We start from the raw sequence: 19,322 nt of genomic DNA, 5'->3' as shown, positions 1-19,322 counted from the left end.
TTTCATGAGCGAATCCCGCCTGCGCACCTTGCGCGACCACATCCGCTGGGCCGTCAGCCGCTTCCATGCCGAAGAGCTGTTCTTCGGCCATGGCCACGACAACGCCTGGGACGAGGCCCGCGCCCTGGTGCTGGGCGCCGTGCACCTGCCCTGGGACACCGCCGATCGCTACCTGGACTGCGCCCTGGAAGACGACGAGCGCTACGCACTCGGTGTGCTCCTGCACAAGCGCATCCAGGAGCGGGTGCCCACCGCCTATCTGCTCGGCGAAGCCTGGTTCTGCGGCTTGCCGTTCACCGTCGACGAGCGGGTGCTGGTGCCGCGTTCGCCCATCGGCGAGCTGATCGACGCGCAATTCGCGCCCTGGCTGCCGGCCGCGCCGGCGCGCATCCTCGATCTCTGCACCGGCTCGGGCTGCATCGGCATCGCCTGTGCTTATGCCTTCCCCGAGGCCGAGGTGGCGCTGGGCGATCTGTCCTACGACGCCCTCGAGGTGGCCTGGCAGAACATCGAGCGCCACGACCTGGAGGATCGCGTCTATACCGTCCAGGGCGACGGCTTCGCCGGACTGCCGGGGCAGCGTTTCGACCTGATCGTCAGCAATCCCCCCTATGTGGATGCCGAGGACTTCGCCGACATGCCGGCCGAATACCAGCACGAACCGGCCCTGGGTCTGGCCTGTGGCGAAGACGGCCTGGATCTGGTGCGGCGGATGCTGGCCGAGGCCGCCGATCACCTCACCGAGCAGGGCATCCTGATCGTGGAGGTGGGCAACAGTCAGATCCACGTCGAGGCGCTCTATCCGGAAGTCGATTTCACCTGGCTCGAATTCGAGCGCGGCGGCCATGGCGTCTTCCTGCTGGCCGCCGCCCAGTGCCGCGAGCACCAGACGCTGTTCCGCAGCCGTCTGGTCCCCTGATCACCTGCGGTCGCCCGCGGCGGCCGCCCTTTCTTTACCGAGGTCTACCCGTGTTTACCGAACTCGCTCTGCACGAGCGCCTGCTCAAGGCCCTCGATACAATGGGCTTCAAGACGCCCACTCCGGTCCAGGCCGCTGCCGTGGGCCCGGCCCTGGCAGGCCATGACCTGCGCGTCACCGCCCGCACCGGCAGTGGCAAGACCGCCGCCTTCCTGCTGCCGCTGCTGGATCGCCTGCTCAAGGATCCTAAGCCCCGCTCCGGCGCCCGTGCGCTGATCCTGCTGCCGACCCGCGAGCTGGCCCAGCAGACCGCCAAGGAAATCGAACGCTTCGGCCAGTTCACCTTTCTCAAGGCCGGCTTGGTGATCGGGGGCGAGGACTTCCGCGTCCAGGCCGCCGGCCTGCGCAAGAATCCGGAAATCCTGGTGGCCACCCCCGGCCGCCTGCTGGAGCAGCGCAACGCCGGCAACGTGAACCTGAAAGACATCGAGATGCTGGTGCTCGACGAAGCCGACCGCATGCTCGACATGGGCTTCTCCGAGGACGTGCTGCAGATCGCCGCGAGCTGCGAGCGCGAGGGTCGCCAGACCCTGCTGTTCTCCGCGACCAGCGGGGGCAACAGCCTGCGTCAGGTGGTCGAGCAGGTCCTGCGCGAGCCGCAGAATCTCATGCTGGACCGCACCGGCGAACTCAACGAAGCCGTGGTGCAGCAGGTGATCCTGGCCGACGAGCCGCCGCACAAGGAGCGCCTGCTGCAGTGGCTGCTGGCCAACGAGACCTATCGCAAGGCCATCGTCTTCACCAACACCAAGGTGCAGGCCGATCGCCTGACCGGCCGCCTGGTGGCCGAGGGTCTCAAGGTCTTCGTGCTGCACGGCGACAAGGACACCAAGGATCGCAAGCTGGCCGTGGAGCGGCTGCAGAGCGGCGCGGTCAAGGTGCTGATCGCCACCGACGTGGCCGCCCGCGGCCTGGACGTGGAGGGCCTGGACCTGGTGATCAACTACGACCTGCCGCGCAGTGGCGACGAATACGTCCACCGCATCGGCCGCACCGGCCGCGCCGGCGAGGCGGGTACGGCGATTTCCTTCGTCACCCATGGCGACTGGAATCTGATGTCCAGCATCGAGCGCTATCTCAAGCTGAGATTCGAGCGCCGTCACCTGCCGGGTCTCAAGGCCAACTACAGCGGTCCGAAAAAGCTCAAGGCCTCGGGCAAGGCGGCGGGCGTGAAGAAGAAAAAGACCGAGGGCAAGAAGGACGGCAAGGCCAAGACCAAGGCCAAACCCAAGTCCGAGCGCCGCCCCGGCGCCCTGGTGCCGACTTCGGCCGACGGCTTCGCGCCGCCGCGCAAACGCACCCAGGAATGATCCCGCCCCGGGCCTGAGGGGCCAACCCGCGGCGAGACCGCGGGGCAGGACGGGCTCAGTGCTTGGCGGCGTTGTCGAACAGCTGGAAGACCGGGGCGCGGCGGGTCGAGCGTTGCAGATCCGGTTGCTGGATCAGCAGCCAGGCCTGCAACTCCGGTTCGGGCATCGGTTTGCCGATCCAGAAGCCCTGGCCTTCGTCGCAGCCCATGGCCAGCAGGCTGGCCAGGGCCTCGGCGGTCTCGATGCCCTCGGCGGTGATGCGAAAGCCCAGTTGATGGGACAGTTCGATCAGCGAACTGACGATCAGCCGGTCCTTGGTGCGATGGGTCAGTTCGCGCACGAAGCTGCGGTCGATCTTGATGGTGTCGGCCGGCAACTCGCGCAGGTGCGAGAGGTTGTTGTAGCCGGTACCGAAGTCGTCGATGGCGATGCCGATGCCCAGCTCGCGCAGGGCGGCCAGCTGGCGATGGATCAGCGCCACGTCACCCAGCAGGGCATTCTCGGTGACCTCCAGCTCCAGGCGCCGGGGATTGACCGGATAACGCTGCAGCAGCTCGGTGGTCTGCTCGGTGAAGTCCGGATCGTTAAGGTCATGGGCGGAGATGTTGATCGCCACGCCCAGACTCCGGCCTTCCCGCTGCCAGGTATAGGCCTGGCTGATGGCCTGCTGCATCACCCAGCGACTCAGGGCGGTGATCAGCGCGGTCTTTTCCGCCAGCGGAATGAATTCCGCCGGACTGACCGGGCCCAGGTGCGGATGCTGCCAGCGCAACAGGGCTTCGACGCTGTGGCAGCGACCGGTGGCCAGGTCGATGCGCGGCTGGTAGACCAGGCTCAGCTGATCCTCGGCACGCAGTGCCTGGGGCAGGGCGCTGAGCAGGGCGAAGGCGCGACGGTAGGCGGCATCGTGCTGCGGATCGAAATGCCGGCAGCCGCGCATCTCGGCGCGAGCATCGTCGGCGGTGGCGATCAGGGCGCGCAGCCAGTCGGCCGGATGATCGTCGGTCAGGGACATCACCCCCAGGCCCAGGCGGGTCTGGATGGGAATGCCGTTGTAGTCGAGCACCCCGGTCAATTCCTCCTGCAGGCGTTCGAGCAGCGCCTGCTGCGCGGCCTCGTCGGCGTCGTGCAGCAGAAAGCCGAAGCGGGCCGGCCCCAGACGATACAGCGGTAGCTCGACCGGCAGCAGGCGACGCAGGTGCTGCTTGATGGCACGTTGCAGGCCATCGAAGTGGGCCTGGCCCATGGCCTTGATGAAGTCGTTGAGGTAGCTCTGGGCGAACAGATCGGCCGCCACGGCCACCACGCGGGTGCCCGCCCGGGTCAGGGCTTCGGCATCCTCGATGAAGCGCTGGCCATTCGGCAATTGGGTGACCGGGTCCCAGAAGGCTTCGGTGCGCAGCAGTTCGATGTGCTGGCTGGCGAGGGCCGCCAGTTGCTGCAGCGCTATCAGCCGATCCTGGGGCAGGGCGGCGCGGGGTGCCGAATCGAACAGGCAGAGGCTGCCGAGCATCAGCCCTTCGGTCGTGCGCAGCGGCGCGCCCAGGTAATAGCGGATGTTGGGCGCGCTCGTGACCACCTGGAGAGCGGCGAAGCGGGCGTCGTTGCGGGCGTCTTCCACCTGCAGCGGCAGGCTGGATTCCTGCAGGTGCTGGCAGAACGACTGGGTGCGCGGCACGGTCAGGGGCGCACAGCCCACGGTGGCTCGACAATGGACCTGCTGGCCGTCGAGAAAGCAGATCATGGCGTAGGGGACGTCGAACAGCCGCGCGCAGAGATCGGTGAGATCCTGGAAGGCACGATCGGAAGGACGGTCGATCAAGGCGAGATCGCGCAGCAGTGCAAGACGCTGGCGTTCATTGGCCGCAGTGAGTGGAGCGGGCTCCATAGCAACGTCTCGGTGCGCTGTAGTAGCAGATTGCTACTTAGAGCGTGATCGGGTCGAGAGTTCCCTCACCACCCGCCTCACACTCTGCCAGTCGTCATTTATCTGTCGAAAGGCTCAGGCCGCGAAGTAGAAGACGGCGAACAGCGCCTGGGGGTCGGTCCATACCCGTACCTGTCTGAAACCGGCGTCTTCGGCCAGCGCGCGAAAACTCTCCAGGCTGTACTTGTAGGAGTTCTCGGTATGCAGGCGCTCGCCTTCACGGAAGGTGAATCGGCGGCCTTCGAGACGTACGGTCTGGTCGCGGGTACTGACCAGGTGCATCTCGATGCGCGCCTGTTCTTCGTTGAAGAAGGCCAGGTGCCGGAAGCGCTGCGGATCCAGATCGGTGTCCAGTTCGCGGCGGATGCGTTCCAGCAGGTTGAGGTTGAAGTCGGCGGTCACCCCGGCGGCGTCGTTGTAGGCCGCATCCAGCCGCGCCCGGTCCTTGATCAGGTCCACCCCGATCAGCAGGCCCCCGGTCGCCGGCAGCATCCGGTGCAGGTTGCGCAGAAACACGTCGGCTTCTTCCGGGGTGAAGTTGCCGATGCTCGAGCCCGGAAAGAAGGCGATGGGACGCAAGCCGTCGAGACTGTCGGGCAGGGTCATGGGTCGACTGAAGTCGGCGCAGGCGGCGCTGACGTCCAGCCAGGGATAGTCGGCTGCCAGCCGCTGGGTGCTGCTGAGCAGGAATTCCCGGGAGATGTCGATGCCCAGGTAGCCGGCCGGGTGCATGGCTTCCAGCAGCAGGCGCACCTTGCGACTGGCGCCGCTGCCCAGTTCGACCAGGGCCGCGTCGCGCCCGGCCAGGCGAGCGATCTCATCGGCCGCCGTGGCCAGGATGGCCTCTTCGGTACGGGTGGGATAGTACTCGGGCTGGCGGGTGATGGCCTCGAACAGCTCGGAGCCGCGCTGATCGTAGAAATACTTGGGCGACAGCGCCTTGGGGGTCTGGGCGAAGCCCTGGAGCACATCGTCCCGCAGCGAGCCGTCGGCGACGCTCACCGGTTGCTGATCGAAGAAGCGCACGGCTAGGGCCATGGGTCAAACCTCTCTGGCCAGGCGCAGGCCGGAAAACTGCCAGCGCATGGTGGGATAGAAGAAGTTGCGGTAGGAGGCGCGCACATGGTCCTGGGGCGTGGCGCAGCAGCCACCGCGCAGGACCATCTGGCCGGACATGAACTTGCCGTTGTATTCGCCCAGGCTGCCCGGCAGCGGTTTGAAGCCGGGGTAGGGGCGGAAGGCGCTGCCGGTCCACTCCCAGACATCGCCGAACAGCTGGCGCATGCCCTGGCCCGCGCTGGCGACCGGCTGCAGGTGATCCTGCTCGACGAAGTTGCCCTGGACCGGCTGGCGCGCCGCCACGGTTTCCCATTCCGCCTCGGTGGGTAGCCGGGCGCCGGCCCAGCTGGCGTAGGCATCGGCTTCGTAGAAGCTCAGGTGGCAGACCGGTGCGGCCTGATCGATGGGAGTGAGGCCACCCAGGGTGAAGTGATGCCAGACGCCATCGAGCTTCTGCCAGTACAGCGGCGCCTGCCAGCCGAGGCTGCGGATGGCCGCGGCGCCGTCCGACAGCCAGAGATCGCTGCGGCCGTAGCCATTGTCTTCGATGAAGGCCAGGTATTCGCCATTGGTGATCAGCCGATCGGCCAGCTGGAAGTCATCGACGAAGTGGCGGTGGACCGGGGTCTCGCAATCGAAGGCGAAGCCTTCGCCACCATGGCCGACATGCCGGACTCCGCCCGGATGGGCTGCCCAGCCCAGGGGCGCGACCGCGGCCGCGGGGCCCTTGGCCAGGTCGGCGCGATAGACCGGATGCAGCGGGTTTTGCGCCAGGATGTGCTTGATGTCCATGAGTAGCAATTCCTGGTGCTGCTGCTCGTGGTGCAGACCCAGCTCCAGGCGGCGGGCGATCTCGGCGGCATGTTCGGCGGGCGGCGCGCTGAGCAGCTCGGCCATGGCGGTGTCCACCGCCGCACGAAAGCGATAGACGTCGTCCACGCCCGGTCGCGACAGATGCCCGCGGGCCGCCCGGGGAAAGGGTTTGCCGTGGGTCTCGTAATAGGAGTTGAACAGGTAGTCGTAGGCCGGATTGGGCGTCTGGTAACCCTTGAGGAAGGGCTTGAGGATGAAGGCCTCGAAGAACCAGGTGACGTGGGCCAGATGCCATTTCGGCGGACTGACGTCGGCCATGCTCTGGATGACGTAATCCTCGACGGTGAGCGGGGCGCACAGGGCCTCGCTGGCCCTGCGCACGCGCTGGAAGCGGTCGAGCAGGGTGGTGGCGGTGTCACTCGCTGCGGGCAGCTCGCGGGCGAGAGGATTCATGGCGTTCTCCCTGGTCGGCCTTTTGGTTGTCAGGAAACCGACCGGGCGGCATACGTTTAGTTCGCCTGGTTATGACGGGCGGTCTCGCTTGCTTCCGTCTACCACCAGGTTTCCAGCTGCACCCCGAAGTTGTTGCCGTGGCGGGCGTCGCCGAAGGCGCCGCTGTCGGACAGCGCCGTGCCAGCCACGGCAGCGTCCTGGGCGCCGCGGTTCCAGCTGGCGTAGGTCCAGTAGAGGCGGATCTCCGGCCGGTCCATCAGCCCCATGCCGCCCAGCGCCAGGGTCGGCGCCACGGTGACCTTGTTCAGCGTGCGGGTGGCACCGCTGTCGGGGTGGATCTGGTCGTGGCCGAATTCCACCTGCAGCTTGAACAACCGGGTGAAGGCATAGCTGGGCCGCACGCCAAAGGAGTACCAGGTCTGGCCGCCATCGCCCGGCGCTCGGTCGCGCTGGTAGAGTGCCAGCAACTGGCCGCCGAAGCGCGGGGTAAGCTGCCAGCGCGGCGACTCGAGCACGCGCAGGCTCTGGTAATCCTGGTCGGCGGTCAGGCTGCCGGTGGCGCCCAGGCCGGTGCCCGGTCCGCGGCCGTATTGCACGGTGAAGACATTGACCCCGCCAAGGAACTGCGACTGCTTGTGTTCGGCGGTGGCCGACCAGCCGCTGTGGGCGTTCTGCACCTGGCCGGCGCGCTGGACATAGGACAGTCCCAGTTCGATCTCGCCGCCGGGATTGGTCTTGATGCCGCCCAGGTTCAGGTCGTGGCGATTGGCCTTGTCCGGCTGGTCGACGTTGTCTTCGCGACTGAAGGCGTAGCTCAGCCGCAGGCCGCTGTCGCCCAGGCCGTAGTCCTCCACGCCGAAACCGGTGCCGCTCGGATTCCAGTAGTAGAAGTCGTTGATATGGATGTCGTGACGCTTGTAGTAGCGGCGACCGGCCCAGAGTCCGCCGCCATTGAGCGCCGGCAGGCTGAGACTGGTCCAGATCTGCGGCAGGCGCACGTTGCCGTTGTCGCCGCTGAAGGTGGGCGTCTGGTCGTAGACGTTGTAGAGGCTGGCCATGCCGTGCACCTTGAGCTCGGTGCCATCCACGCCCTTGTACAGGGTCTGGTGCAGCTCGAGTTCCCAGTAGGTCTCGCATTCATTGCCCAGCCGGTACTTGGCGGGTGCCCCGGGCAGCTGGAAGCAGCTCTGCTTGCCGCCTTCCGCGGCGCCACCGACACCTACCCGACCGTAGCCGTTGAATTCCAGCGCCGTGGCGTTCAGTGGCAGGCCGGCGAGCAGGGCGAGGCAGGAGGCCGTGCCGGCCTGGCGGAGAACTCTAGTCATCCCGAAAATCCCTGTGTGGTTGGCGAACGCCGATCGGACCTTGGGTGAGGTCCGCAAGTTGCGCGAAAGTCCTGGCCGATCAAGTACTTGCCCAAGGTTCGGGCCAGCGGTGAACGCCTCTGAAAATGGCGCACTAAAGAGAATGGTTGACGACCATGGCTCCTGCTGGCGACGCTTGGGTTTTGCCACAGGGAAAGTATTACAAGATGAAACCGACGCTGCTGATGGCCCCGCAATTGCCCCAGGGACTGGTGACCCGGCTCGAAGCCCACTACCGGGTCCTGGGTCCCTTTCCCTCAGCCGATCCCGCGGCGCTGCCCGCCGGGGCCGAGGAGGCCGTGGCCCTGCTGACCATCGGCGGCCTGCCGACCCGCGCTGCGCTACTGGATGCCCTGCCGGCCCTGCGCCTGGTGGCCTGCTACGGCACCGGCTACGAGGGGGTCGAGCTGGCGGCCTGTCGCGCGCGCGGCATCGCCGTGACCACCGCCGGTGACGCCAATGCCACCGCCGTGGCGGAATTCACCTTTGGCCTGATCCTGGCCAGCGCGCGCCGCCTGCTGCACGGCGATGCCTTCGTCCGCAGCGGTCGCTGGCAGGGCAACGCCATCGAGCGCATGCCCCAGGTACCGGGCCTGGCCGGGCGACGCCTGGGCATCTATGGCCTGGGCGAGATCGGTAGGCGCATCGCTCGCCGCGGCGAGGCCTTCGACATGGAGATCGGCTACTTCAATCGCTCGCCGCGGGAAGGGCTGGACTATGCCTACCACGGCAGTCTGCTGGAACTGGCGCGCTGGAGCGACGTGCTGGTGGTGGCGGTGAGGGCCAGTGCCGAGACGGTAGGGGCGGTGGATGCCGAGGTCCTGGCCGCACTCGGCGCGGAGGGCCATCTGGTCAATATCTCCCGTGGCAGCGTGGTCGACGAAGACGCCCTGGCCGAGGCCCTGGAACGGGGAGTGATCGCCGGCGCAGCGCTGGATGTCTTCGCCCGCGAACCCGAGGTGCCCGAACGCCTGCGCCAGCAGCCCAACCTGGTGCTCAGTCCCCATGTCGCGGCCAACGCGGCCTCGGCCCAACAGGCCCAGCAGCAGGTGATGCTGGCCAACCTCGAAGCCATGCTGGAGGGGGGCGAATTGCGCAATCGCATCGCCTGAGCCGCCGGTCGGCTCGGGTTGTGGCCCCTGAGGGCCACTCCCATATTGAGCGCATGACCTCGAACTCGCCTGCCGCCGTCCTGGCGGACTTTCACGACGCGCCGCGCAGCTGGTTCACGACGCGCTTTCCCGCCCCGACCGAGGCGCAGCTGCAGGCCTGGCCGGCCATTCGCGCCGGCGCCTCGGTGCTGGTGGCGGCCCCCACCGGCTCGGGCAAGACGCTGACCGCCTTCTTCGCCGTGCTGGATGGCCTGGTCCAGGAGGCATTGCGGGAAGACGGCCTGCCCGAGGCCTGTCTCTGGCTCTATGTGTCACCGCTCAAGGCCCTGTCCAACGACATCCGCCTCAATCTCGAAGAACCCCTGGCCGGCATCGGCGCGGCGCTGGAGGCACGGGCTTTACCGCCGCTGGCATTGCGCACGGCGGTGCGTACCGGCGATACCCCGCAAAAGGAGCGAGCGGCCATGCGCCGGCGGCCGCCGCACCTGCTGGTCACCACGCCCGAATCCCTCTATGTGCTGCTGGGTTCGGATTCCGGGCGCCGAATGCTGGCCAGCGTGCGCGGCGTCATCGTCGACGAGATCCATGCCATCGCCGATGGCAAGCGCGGCAGCCACCTGACCCTGAGCCTGGCGCGACTGGAAGCCCTGACCGGGCATCCGCTGCAGCGCATCGGCCTGTCCGCCACCCAGAAGCCGCTGGCCGCCGTGGCCGCCTTTCTGGTCGGGCGCGATGCGCAGGGCCAACCCCGCCCCTGTACGGTGATCGACATCGGCCACCAGCGCGCCCGCGACCTGGCCCTGGAGGTGCCGCCCATTCCCCTGGAGGCCATGCTGTCCACCCAGGCCTGGGAGCTGGTCTACGACCGTCTGGCCGAACTGGCCGAGGCGCACCGCACCACCCTGGTGTTCGTCAACACCCGCCGCCTGGCCGAGCGCATGGCGCGCCAGCTGTCGGATCGCCTCGGCAGCACCCAGGTCGCCGCCCACCACGGCAGCTTGGCCCGGGAGCAGCGACTGGACGCCGAGCAGCGCCTCAAGCGCGGCGAATTGCGCCTGCTGCTGGCGACCGCTTCCCTGGAGCTGGGCATCGACATCGGCGAGGTCGACCTGGTCTGCCAGATCGGCTCGCCGGGTTCCATCGCCGCCTTCCTGCAACGGGTCGGCCGGGCTAACCACCAGGTCGGCGGCTTGCCCAAGGGACGGCTGTTCCCCACCTCGCGGGACGACCTGGTGGAGTGCGTGGCGCTGCTCGACTGCGTGCGTCGCGGTGAGCTGGATACCCTGCACATCCCCCAGGCGCCGCTGGACGTCCTGGCCCAGCAACTGGTAGCCGAGGTCGCCTGCCAGGAGTGGTCGGAGGCGGGCCTGCTGGCCGCGCTACGCCAGGCAGAGCCCTATGCGGCGCTGAGCGAGGCCGATTACCGGGCCGTGGTGGAGATGCTCAGCCAGGGCTATACGGATCGCCGCGGTCCGCGGGCGGCCTATGTCCATCGGGACGCGGTCAATGGGCTTCTGCGCGGCCGCCGGGGCGGCAAGGCGACTGCGGTGATGAGCGGCGGCACCATCCCGGAGAGCGGCGATTTCAGCGTACTGCTCGAACCCCAGGGCCATACCGTCGGCAGCGTCAACGAGGATTTCGCCTTCGAAAGCCTGGTGGGCGACGTCTTCCAGCTGGGCAACACCGCCTACCGCATCGTCAAGATCGAAGGCAGCAAGGTGCGGGTCGAGGATGCCAAGGGACAGCCGCCCAACATCCCCTTCTGGCACGGCGAGGCGCCGGGGCGCAGCGATGAGCTGTCGGCCGGCCTGGCGCGGCTGCGCGCGGAACTCGAACCCCTGCTGCCCGCGGCCGGCGAACCACCGGAACCGGCCATCGTCCGCATCGGCGCGGCCTATGCGCTGGAGGAGGGCACGGCCCGCCAGCTGGTGGACTATCTCGGCCGGGCGCGCCAGGCGCTGGGCGCCTTGCCGACCCAGCAGACCCTGGTGATGGAACGCTTTTTCGATCAGGCCGGCGGCATGCAGCTGATCATCCATGCGCCCTTCGGCAGCCGCATCAACCGGGCCTGGGGCCTGGCCCTGCGCAAGAGATTCTGCCGCAATTTCAATGTCGAGCTGCAGGCGGCAGCCACCGAGAACGCCCTGATTCTCTCGCTGGCCACCAGCCACAGCTTCGTGCTCGACGAGGTCTGGCGCTACCTGCATCCGGCCACCGCCGAGACGGTGCTGATCCAGGCGCTGCTCGACGCTCCGCTGTTCGCCGTGCGCTGGCGCTGGAACGCCACCACGGCCCTGGCCCTGCCGCGCTTCAGCGCCGGGCGCAAGGTGGCCACCCAGGTGCAGCGCATGCGCAGCGAAGACCTCCTGGCCACGGTTTTTCCCGATCAGGTCGCCTGCCTGGAAAATCTCGCCGGCGAGCGGCAAGTACCGGATCATCCGCTGGTCCGCCAGACCCTCGACGACTGCCTGCACGAGTCCCTCGACAGCCGCGGTTGGCTGGCCCTGCTGGCACGTATCGCCGGTGGCCAACTGACCCTGCTGACCCGCGACCTGCCCGGGCCTTCACCACTGGCGGCGGAGGTGCTCACGGCCAAACCTTATGCCTATCTGGACGACGCTCCCGTCGAGGAGCGGCGGACCCTGGCGGTGCAGAATCGCCGTTTCGGCGGCGCCGATCCGGACGAGCTGGGCGCCCTGGATCCGGCGGCCATCGACCTGGTTCGGGCGGAGGCCTGGCCGCGGCTGGAGAGCGCCGATGACCTGCATGAAGCCCTGCTCGGGGTCGGCTTTCTCACCGAGACGGAACTGGCGCCCCACCAGGCCCAGGCCCGCCAGTTGGTCAAGGCCGGGCGGGCAGGGCGGCTGCGGCTGCCGGCGGTGACCCTCTGGATCGCGGCCGAGCGCTTGCCACTCTTCCAGGCGCTGTTTCCAGGCTCCGCCACGGAGCCAGTGCTCAGTGCGCCACCAGGTTTCGCAGCGCCCGCGGATGCCGCGGCGGCCCTGGTCGAGGTGCTGCGCGCCCGCCTCACCGCGCTGGGTCCGGTAGACCAGGACGAGCTGGCCGCTAGCCTCGGGTTGCCGCCGGCGCAGCTCACGCCGACGCTGCTGGCCCTGCAGGGCGAGGGCTATGTCCTGCAGGGGCGTTTCACCGCGACGGGTAGCAGCGTGGAATGGTGCGAGCGCCACCTGCTGGCGCGGATCCATCGCTACACCCTGGGGCGACTGCGCAAGGCCATCGAGCCGGTGGCCCTGGCCGACTACCTGAGATTCCTGCTGGAGCACCAGCAGCTGGCCGGTCCGGCGAGCCTGAGAGGCAACGAGGGGCTGGAGCAGGTGATCGGCCTGCTGGAAGGCTTCGAGGTCGCCGCCGCCGGCTGGGAAGGCGAGATCCTGCCCAGTCGCCTGCCGGACTATCAGTTCACCTACCTCGATGACCTCTGCCGCGCAGGTCGCGTTGTCTGGCTGCGCCTGCCCCAGGCGGGACGTGGCGGTAGCGGACCGGTCAGGGGTTCGCCCATCGTCCTGCTGCCGCGGCGGCACCTGGCCGACTGGAACGGCCTGACCGAGCCCACCGGCAGCGAGATGCTCTCACCCAAGGCGCAGCGGGTGCTGGAGGTGCTGACGCGCCGCGGCGCCTCCTTCTTCGATGAGTTGCTCGGCGAGGCGCGCCTGCTGCGCAGTGAGCTGGAGACCGCTTTGGGCGAGTTGGTGGGGGCAGGTGCGGTCAACGCCGACAGCTTCGCCGGTCTGCGCGCCCTGCTGCAGCCGGCAGCCAAGCGCGGCGGCAGTCGCAGCGGTTCGCGCCGTGGGCGCCTGGCGCTCTATGGCGGGATGGAGGATGCCGGCCGCTGGGTCGCCTTGCGGCCCGCCGAGGCGCCGGGCGAAGCGCGGCTACCGGATGCGCTGCTGGAGCGCCTGGTCGGGCTGCTGCTGCGCCGCTATGGCGTGCTCTGCTGGCAACTGCTGCAGCGGGAGAGCGCCGTCTTGCCGCCCTGGCGTGACCTCCTGCGTGCCTGCCATCGCCTGGAGGCCCGTGGTGAGATTCGCGGTGGCCGCTTCCTTGCCGGGCTCTCCGGCGAGCAATTCGCCGATCCGGCCGCCATCGCCCCCCTGCGCGAGTGGCGTCAGCGCCCGGCGGAGGATCTGTGGGTGTCCGTCTCGGCGCTGGATCCGCTCAATCTGGTCGGTACCCTGCTGCCCGGCGCCAGGGTACCCGCCGTGGCGGGCAATCGCCTGCTCTATCGCGACGGGGTGCCCATCGCCGCGCGGGTGGGAACCAAGGTCAGCTGGCTGGTCGAGCTAGGGGCAGAGGAGCAGGTGCGGGCGCGCCAGGCCCTGCAGCAACTGGGACGGGAACGACCCCAGGTCGGCATCGGGCGCAGCCTGCTGCGGCAGTAAGACTAGAAGAAGGGGTGCGAGGCCTTGAGCATCAGGGCGCTGTCGCAGTAGGTGTTGTGGCCCGAATACACCGAGCAGTCGGCGCCTCTCAGGCTGGTGCCGCTGTAGGTCAGGTTGAACAGGGTGTTCACCCACTTGCGGCTCAAATTCACCGACCAGTCGTTGAAGCTGCGCACCATGCCGCCGCTGTCGAGGGTCGAGGGCACATCCATTACGTAGTTGGTGTACTTGAGCGAAACCCCGGTCTTGATCAGCGGCAGCGTACCCAGGTCGGCATAGACCGAGGCGTTGTGGCGACCCGGGTCATTGGCGAAGGCGGCGCCGAGGCGCTTGCCATAGACGGTCATCCCGGAATACAGCTCGCGGCTGGGATCGACGTTCTGGATCAGGTTGCTGTAGTTGATCACGCCCAGCTCGTAGCCATAGCCAGGTGCGAAGCGGTGCTTGTAGCCCGCGTAGGTGTCCATCTCCAGCAGCGGCGCATCCGCGGACGAGGCGTTGTTGGTCGTCCACTGGCCGAAATACAGCCCGCTGTCGTGGGTGAGATCGAAGCCACCGCCCATGCCGGCGGAATTCGGCGCGACCAGACCCTGGGCCATGCTGCGTGACGGCGCCGTGCCCATCTTCAGATCGAAATCCCCTACCTCGCGCTGCATGCCCCAGCTGGCCGCCAGCACCGGACTTGCCAGCAACCCGAGCACGATGAAGAGAGGTAAGGATCTGGTCATGGAAGCACTCCTGCCGTGCCGGTCACGCTAACTTGAAAGTGGATGTGATGGGGATAACAACAAGCAGGGAAAACATCGAGGTGCGAGCACCCTGATGACATCGTTGTTATTGGATGAGAAACCGCGGCTAACCCGTTATCGTCCCTCGATGATAACCAACGACAGCGGCATATTTTCACCATTCGTCAGTTTTCGGATCGAGAATTGAACTCGATAGCAGTAACAAGACAGACGGGTTTGATATGGGTTCCGATAACAATCGGCGGCCATTGTCCAGGCTGGCGTCAGAGCGGCGCTGGCCCTGTCTTCGGGCAAAAGACACACTTTTTGACAAAGCGCAGCCCTGTTGCGACGAACAACCGCACGGTAGTGGATTGAATCGACCCGGGAAGACTCAATATTGTGGAGGAGGGCAGCAAGGTCTGCCCGCCAAGGCTGTCCCTGATTGAGCGCTGGCTCGAGGAGTTTCCATGAACGACCGTATACAAGCTCTGATGCTGGACCTGCTCGCGCGACTCGGTCTGGTCAAGGCCATCCCGATTCCCAGCCGTGAACGCGAGCAGCTGGCTGCCCAGCGTCGTCGCCAGCAGCAGCGCCGCTAAGCGCCACCGGCCCTGACGGACGCGAACCCGGCCGGCTGGAGCCGACCGGTTCGCGCGGGGTCCCCAGCGTGGGGACCCCGGCCTACTTGAGGTTGCCGCTGAGGAACTGGCGCAGGCGCTCGCTACGCGGGCTCACCAGCACCTCGCTCGGCGGACCTTCTTCCTCCACTACCCCCTGGTGCAGGAACAGCACCTGAGAAGACACCTCGCGGGCGAACGCCATCTCGTGGGTCACCATGAGCATGGTACGTCCTTCTTCCGCCAGGGCGCGGATCACCTTCAGCACCTCGCCGACCAGCTCCGGGTCGAGCGCCGAGGTGGGCTCGTCGAACAGCATGATTTCCGGCTCCATGGCCAGGGCGCGGGCGATGGCTACGCGCTGCTGCTGGCCACCGGAGAGGAAGGCCGGATACTGGTCCGCGACCCGCGGCTGCAGACCGACCTTGTCCAGGTATTTGCGTGCGCGCTCTTCGGCTTCCGCCTTGCTGATGCCCAGCGCCTTGCGCGGTGCCAGGGTGATGTTGTCCAGCACGCTCAGGTGACTCCAGAGATTGAAGTGCTGGAAGACCATGGCCAGGCGGGTGCGCAGATTCTGCAGCTGGGCCGCATCGGCCACCCGGACGGCGCCGCGATCCTCGGCCATGCGGATGGTCTCGCCATCCAGGGTCATGGTCACGGCGTTGGGCTGCTCGAGGAAGTTGATGCAGCGCAGGAAGGTGCTCTTGCCCGAGCCACTGGCGCCGATCAGGCTGACCACATCGCCGGTCTTGGCCTTGAGCGAGACGCCCTTGAGCACTTCGTGGTCGCCGTAACGCTTGTGCAGGCCTTCGACGGTCAGTTTGTACATGGATAGGAATTCCACAGCTGAAAAGGGGTAGGGGTCACGGCGAGAGCAGGTAGCCGCTGCGATAGGCCTCGGTGCCCGCCACATGGGCGATCACCATGCCGGCCGTGGCCATGCGGCGATTGGAGCGCGCATAGAGGATGCCGGCGACCGCGCTGCGGACCTCTTCGACGCGGTCGCTGATGGGATCCACGACCTGCGCCAGCAGCTGGCCGACCTCGATGCGTTCGCCCACCTGGGCCTTGAGCACCAGCACGCCGCCCTGGGTGGTCGCCACGGGCTCCACGGCGGCCAGCGGCGTGGCCGGTTGCAGCAGCGGCGGCAGGGGCGCGGTGCTGCCGCTCAGGAAGCCCTGGTGGCGCAGGTAGTTGACGATGGCCTCGGCATCCGCCGCGGCGAGTTCGTCACGCACGTCCAGCTGGCCGCGCAGCTCCAGGGTCACCGACAGGCTGCCCATTGGCAGGCGCTCGCCGAAGCGCTGGTTGAGATTCCACCAGAGCAGGGTGAAGCATTCGTCGAAGGACTGGCCGCCCGAATCGGTGGCGAGCAGGCTGGCTTCGGAACCGAAGTAGCGCGCCAGCGGCTCGACCTGGGGCCAGGCTTCCGGCGTGGTATAGAGGTGGGCGACCGCGTCGAAATCGCAGTGCAGGTCGAGCACCACCTCGGCGTCGCAGGCCAGGCGCTGCAGGGTCAGGCGCTGACTGTCGAGCTGGGTGCTGGCGGCTTCCGCGGCCAGGGCCGTGCGGAAGGCCTCGCGCACCAGGGCCTGGTTGGCGCTCACGTCGTCGCCGAGGCGTTCGCTGATGGCAGCTTCCACCTGGGCGGTCATGTCGCGGAAGCGACGATTGAAGTTCTGCCCGCTTTCCAGCTCGTAGCGACCGAGGTGGACGTCGGCGACCTGCTGATCCTGGCCGATGGGGTTGGCCAGCGGTACCAGGACCACCTCCGCCAGGAGTTCACCGGCGGCTTCCAGCGCCCTGAGGCGCTGCTTGAGGTGCCAGGCGGTGAGCATGCCGGGCAATTCGTCGGCATGCAGCGAGGCCTGGATATAGACCTTGCGGCCACTGTCGGCGGGACCGAAGTGAAAGCTGTGGATGCAGCGCTCGGTGCCCGGGACCGGGGCGACCAGCGGATGGGTGAGATGGCGCATGACAACTCCGGGGCCGCGCCAGGCGCGGCCGCTTGGGTCAGTGGGTCGGGCCGAGGAAGTCCAGCCAGCGGCGCTCCGCCAGGCGGAACAGGCCGATCAGGATGAAGGACACCGCCAGGTACAGCAACGCGGCCAGGCCAAAGGCCTGGAAGGTCAGGAAGGTGGCGGTGTTGGCGTCGCGGGCGATCTTGAGCAGGTCCGGCACCGTGGCGGTGAAGGCCAGGGTGGTGGAGTGCAGCATCATGATGACTTCGTTGCTGTAGAAGGGCAGCGAGCGGCGCAGCGCCGAGGGCAGGATGACGTGCACGTACAGGCGCCAGCCATCCAGGCCGTACGCCTTGGCCGCCTCGACCTCGCCGTGGGGGGTGTTGCGGATGGCCCCGGCGAAGATCTCGGTGGTGTAGGCGCAGGTATTCAGGGCGAAGGCCAGGATGGTGCAGTTCAGGCCGTCGCGGAAGAAGCTGCCCAGCATCGGCTGGTCACGCACGAAGCCCAGGCTGTAGATGCCGGTGTAGCAGATCAGTAGCTGCAGATAGAGCGGGGTGCCACGGAAGACGTAGGTGTAGAAGCCGATCGGCCAGCGCAGCCAGCGACGCTCCGAGACCCGGGCCACCGACAGCGGCACCGATACGATGAAGCCGATCACCACCGAGGCCACCAGCAGCCAGAGGGTCATGGCCAGGCCGGTGATGTGGTAGCCATCGGTCCACAGCAGGGGTTTCCAGTATTGCTGCAGGAGTTCGATCATCGCTTGGCCTCCCGCACGCCGACGTGATAGCGCCGTTCCAGGGCCCCGAGGATGGCGTTGGTCACGGCGGTGATGAGCAGATAGATGACGCCGGCGACGATCAGGAAATAGAACAGCTTGAAGGTGCCCTTGCCGGCCTCCTGGGAGGCGCGCACGAGATCGGCCAGGCCGATGATGGAGACCAGCGCGGTGGCCTTGAGCAGCACCTGCCAGTTGTTGCCGATGCCGGGCAGGGCGAATCTCATCATCTGCGGAAAGGTGATCAGGGTAAAGGTCTGCCAGCGGCTCAGCCCGTAGGCCAGGGCGGCCTCGCCCTGACCGCGCGGCACGGCGAGGATGGCGCCGCGAAAGGTCTCGGTGAAGTAGGCGCCGTAGATGAAGCCGAGGGTGGCGATGCCGGCGGCCATGGGATCGATGTCGATGTAATCCCAGCCCATGTAGTCGGTGAGGGCGCCCAGCCAGTTCTGCAGGCTGTAGAAGATCAGCAGCATCAGCACCAGATCGGGCACGCCGCGGATCAGAGTGGTGTAGCTCTGGGCAATGAAGCGCAGGGGCGCGAGGCGCGACAGCTTGGCCGAGGCGCCGAGCAGGCCGAGGATGACCGCCACGATCAGCGCGAAGCCGGCGAGCTTGAGGGTCGTCAGGGTGCCTTCCAGGATCAGCGGGCCGTAGCCATGCAGGCTGAGCGTGCCCAGTCCGATGGACTGCAAGAAGGAGTCGAAGGAATTCTGCTGCATGCGTCTTGGGAAAATCGCCTGGTGAGGCCGCCGGCGCGGTGGGCGCCGGCGGTCATACGTAAAACGCCCCCGGTGGCACCGGAGGCGTTTGCCGAACCGACCTTACTTGGGATCGTAGAGGTTCAGGTCGCCGAAGTACTTCTTCTGGATCTTGTCGTAGGTGCCGTCGGCGTGGATGGCCGCGATACCCTTGTTGACGAAGGTCTTGAACTCGTCGTTGCCCTTGCGGATACCGATGGCGGTATCGGCCGGCAGCAACTCGTCATGGATGGCGGTGTTGGTGTAGCCCTTGCCCTGGGGCGACTTCATGAAGCCACCTTCGGCCTGCAGCATGTCCTGCATGGCGACGTCGATACGACCGGACACCAGGTCGGCATAGACCTGATCCTGGTTCTGGTAGCTCTGGACGTTGACGCCGTTGGGCGCCAGCTTCTGCTTGGCGAAGGTTTCCTGGATGGTGCCCTGCTGCACGCCCACGGTCTTGCCCTTCAGGCTTTCCGCGGTGGCCTGCAGGTTGGCGCCTTCCTTGGTGACCATGGAGGAGGGGCCCGACCACAGCAGGTCGGAGAAGTCGATCTGTTCGGCACGTGCCGGGGTCTTGGTCAGCGAGGACAGGATGCCGTCGAACTTGCGCGCGCGCAGGCCGGGAATCAGGCCGTCGAAGTCACTCACCACCCACTTGCACTTCACGTCCAGCTTTTCGCAGATGGCGTTGCCCAGCTCGATGTCGAAGCCGACGAAGCTGCCATCGGCGGCCTGGGATTCGAAGGGCGGATAGGTGGTATCCACACCGAAGCGGATCTCTTTCCATTCCTTGGCCATCGCCGAACCGGCGGCCAGACACAGGGCGAGCGCAGAGAGAGTCAGCCAGCTTTTTTTCATGTCGGATCCTAGTGCGAATGTGGATGAAATCATGGCGCCAGTACGACGCCCGTGCCCTCGCGGGAGCAATAAGCTTACCAGTCGGCGAAGATCGTCCCAAATCTGTACGCGGTTGCCGCGTTGGTTACATCCTGTAGCAGCCGACCCCGCCGAGCGGCGCGCATTATGCACCGGAAAGGCGCGGCTTTCCTGCCCGGTGCGGACGAACGCACCG

General features: G+C 67.2%; 15 protein-coding genes. 5 read left to right on the top strand and 10 right to left on the bottom strand.

The window, feature by feature from the left end:
- Positions 1-4 precede the first annotated feature (4 nt).
- A complete protein-coding gene (gene prmB, locus QE393_RS11090) occupies positions 5-919 on the top strand; it encodes a 50S ribosomal protein L3 N(5)-glutamine methyltransferase (protein WP_310043474.1) in 915 nt (304 codons plus the stop codon).
- Between the two features lie 50 nt (positions 920-969).
- Entirely contained in the window at positions 970-2,289 is a 1,320-nt protein-coding gene (locus tag QE393_RS11085) for a DEAD/DEAH box helicase (protein ID WP_310043472.1), read from the top strand.
- Positions 2,290-2,344: 55 nt separating this feature from the next.
- On the opposite strand, the gene QE393_RS11080 is transcribed toward QE393_RS11085, so the two are convergent.
- The 4 genes from QE393_RS11080 to QE393_RS11065 form a co-directional block, all read right to left on the bottom strand.
- Positions 2,345-4,177 (bottom strand): bifunctional diguanylate cyclase/phosphodiesterase, encoded by a 1,833-nt coding sequence (locus tag QE393_RS11080; RefSeq protein WP_273806016.1) that lies wholly within the window; start codon positions 4,175-4,177, stop codon positions 2,345-2,347.
- A 114-nt stretch (positions 4,178-4,291) separates the two neighbouring features.
- Positions 4,292-5,254 carry an L-histidine N(alpha)-methyltransferase gene (gene egtD, locus QE393_RS11075; protein ID WP_310043467.1) on the bottom strand — a complete coding sequence of 321 codons (963 nt, stop codon included), beginning with the start codon at positions 5,252-5,254 and terminating at the stop codon, positions 4,292-4,294.
- Between the two features lie 3 nt (positions 5,255-5,257).
- Entirely contained in the window at positions 5,258-6,541 is a 1,284-nt protein-coding gene (gene egtB, locus QE393_RS11070) for an ergothioneine biosynthesis protein EgtB (protein WP_310043465.1), read from the bottom strand.
- Between the two features lie 98 nt (positions 6,542-6,639).
- A complete protein-coding gene (locus tag QE393_RS11065) occupies positions 6,640-7,866 on the bottom strand; it encodes a carbohydrate porin (RefSeq protein WP_310043464.1) in 1,227 nt (408 codons plus the stop codon).
- 206 nt (positions 7,867-8,072) lie between these two features.
- On the opposite strand from QE393_RS11065, the gene QE393_RS11060 reads away from it, so the two are divergent.
- Entirely contained in the window at positions 8,073-9,017 is a 945-nt protein-coding gene (locus QE393_RS11060; RefSeq protein WP_310043462.1) for an NAD(P)-dependent oxidoreductase, read from the top strand.
- Positions 9,018-9,070: 53 nt separating this feature from the next.
- A complete protein-coding gene (locus QE393_RS11055) occupies positions 9,071-13,417 on the top strand; it encodes a DEAD/DEAH box helicase (RefSeq protein ID WP_310043460.1) in 4,347 nt (1,448 codons plus the stop codon).
- 2 nt (positions 13,418-13,419) lie between these two features.
- Here the strand turns inward: QE393_RS11055 and QE393_RS11050 are convergent, their stop codons facing one another.
- The gene (locus tag QE393_RS11050; protein WP_310043458.1) at positions 13,420-14,145 is read right to left on the bottom strand and encodes a TorF family putative porin; all 726 of its coding nucleotides are present in this window, start codon (positions 14,143-14,145) and stop codon (positions 13,420-13,422) included.
- 470 nt (positions 14,146-14,615) lie between these two features.
- Between QE393_RS11050 and QE393_RS11045 the strand changes: the two genes are divergently transcribed.
- Complete coding sequence (locus QE393_RS11045; RefSeq protein WP_007158915.1) at positions 14,616-14,747, top strand: hypothetical protein; 132 nt, start codon at positions 14,616-14,618, stop codon at positions 14,745-14,747.
- Between the two features lie 82 nt (positions 14,748-14,829).
- On the opposite strand, the gene QE393_RS11040 is transcribed toward QE393_RS11045, so the two are convergent.
- The 5 genes from QE393_RS11040 to QE393_RS11020 all read right to left on the bottom strand — a co-directional run bounded on the left by QE393_RS11040 (position 14,830) and on the right by QE393_RS11020 (position 19,108).
- Positions 14,830-15,594: an ATP-binding cassette domain-containing protein gene (locus tag QE393_RS11040; RefSeq protein WP_310043456.1), complete on the bottom strand. Its 765-nt coding sequence runs from the start codon at positions 15,592-15,594 to the stop codon at positions 14,830-14,832.
- 34 nt (positions 15,595-15,628) lie between these two features.
- On the bottom strand, positions 15,629-16,741 hold the full coding sequence (locus QE393_RS11035; protein ID WP_310043454.1) for a M14 family metallopeptidase: 1,113 nt from the start codon (positions 16,739-16,741) through the stop codon (positions 15,629-15,631).
- Between the two features lie 37 nt (positions 16,742-16,778).
- Positions 16,779-17,489: an ABC transporter permease gene (locus QE393_RS11030; RefSeq protein ID WP_310043453.1), complete on the bottom strand. Its 711-nt coding sequence runs from the start codon at positions 17,487-17,489 to the stop codon at positions 16,779-16,781.
- Positions 17,486-18,226: an ABC transporter permease gene (locus QE393_RS11025; RefSeq protein ID WP_133861065.1), complete on the bottom strand. Its 741-nt coding sequence runs from the start codon at positions 18,224-18,226 to the stop codon at positions 17,486-17,488. The genes QE393_RS11030 and QE393_RS11025 overlap by 4 nt, the downstream gene beginning before the upstream one ends.
- Positions 18,227-18,328: 102 nt before the next feature.
- Positions 18,329-19,108 (bottom strand): transporter substrate-binding domain-containing protein, encoded by a 780-nt coding sequence (locus QE393_RS11020; RefSeq protein WP_273806025.1) that lies wholly within the window; start codon positions 19,106-19,108, stop codon positions 18,329-18,331.
- Positions 19,109-19,322: the final 214 nt, after the last annotated feature.

The organism is Pseudomonas sp. SORGH_AS_0211, from assembly GCF_031453455.1.
GTDB classification, from domain to species: Bacteria; Pseudomonadota; Gammaproteobacteria; order Pseudomonadales; family Pseudomonadaceae; genus Chryseomonas; species Chryseomonas aestiva.
The sequence above is the reverse complement of the archived record's forward strand: the minus strand, read 5'-3'. Positions and strand labels throughout refer to the sequence as shown.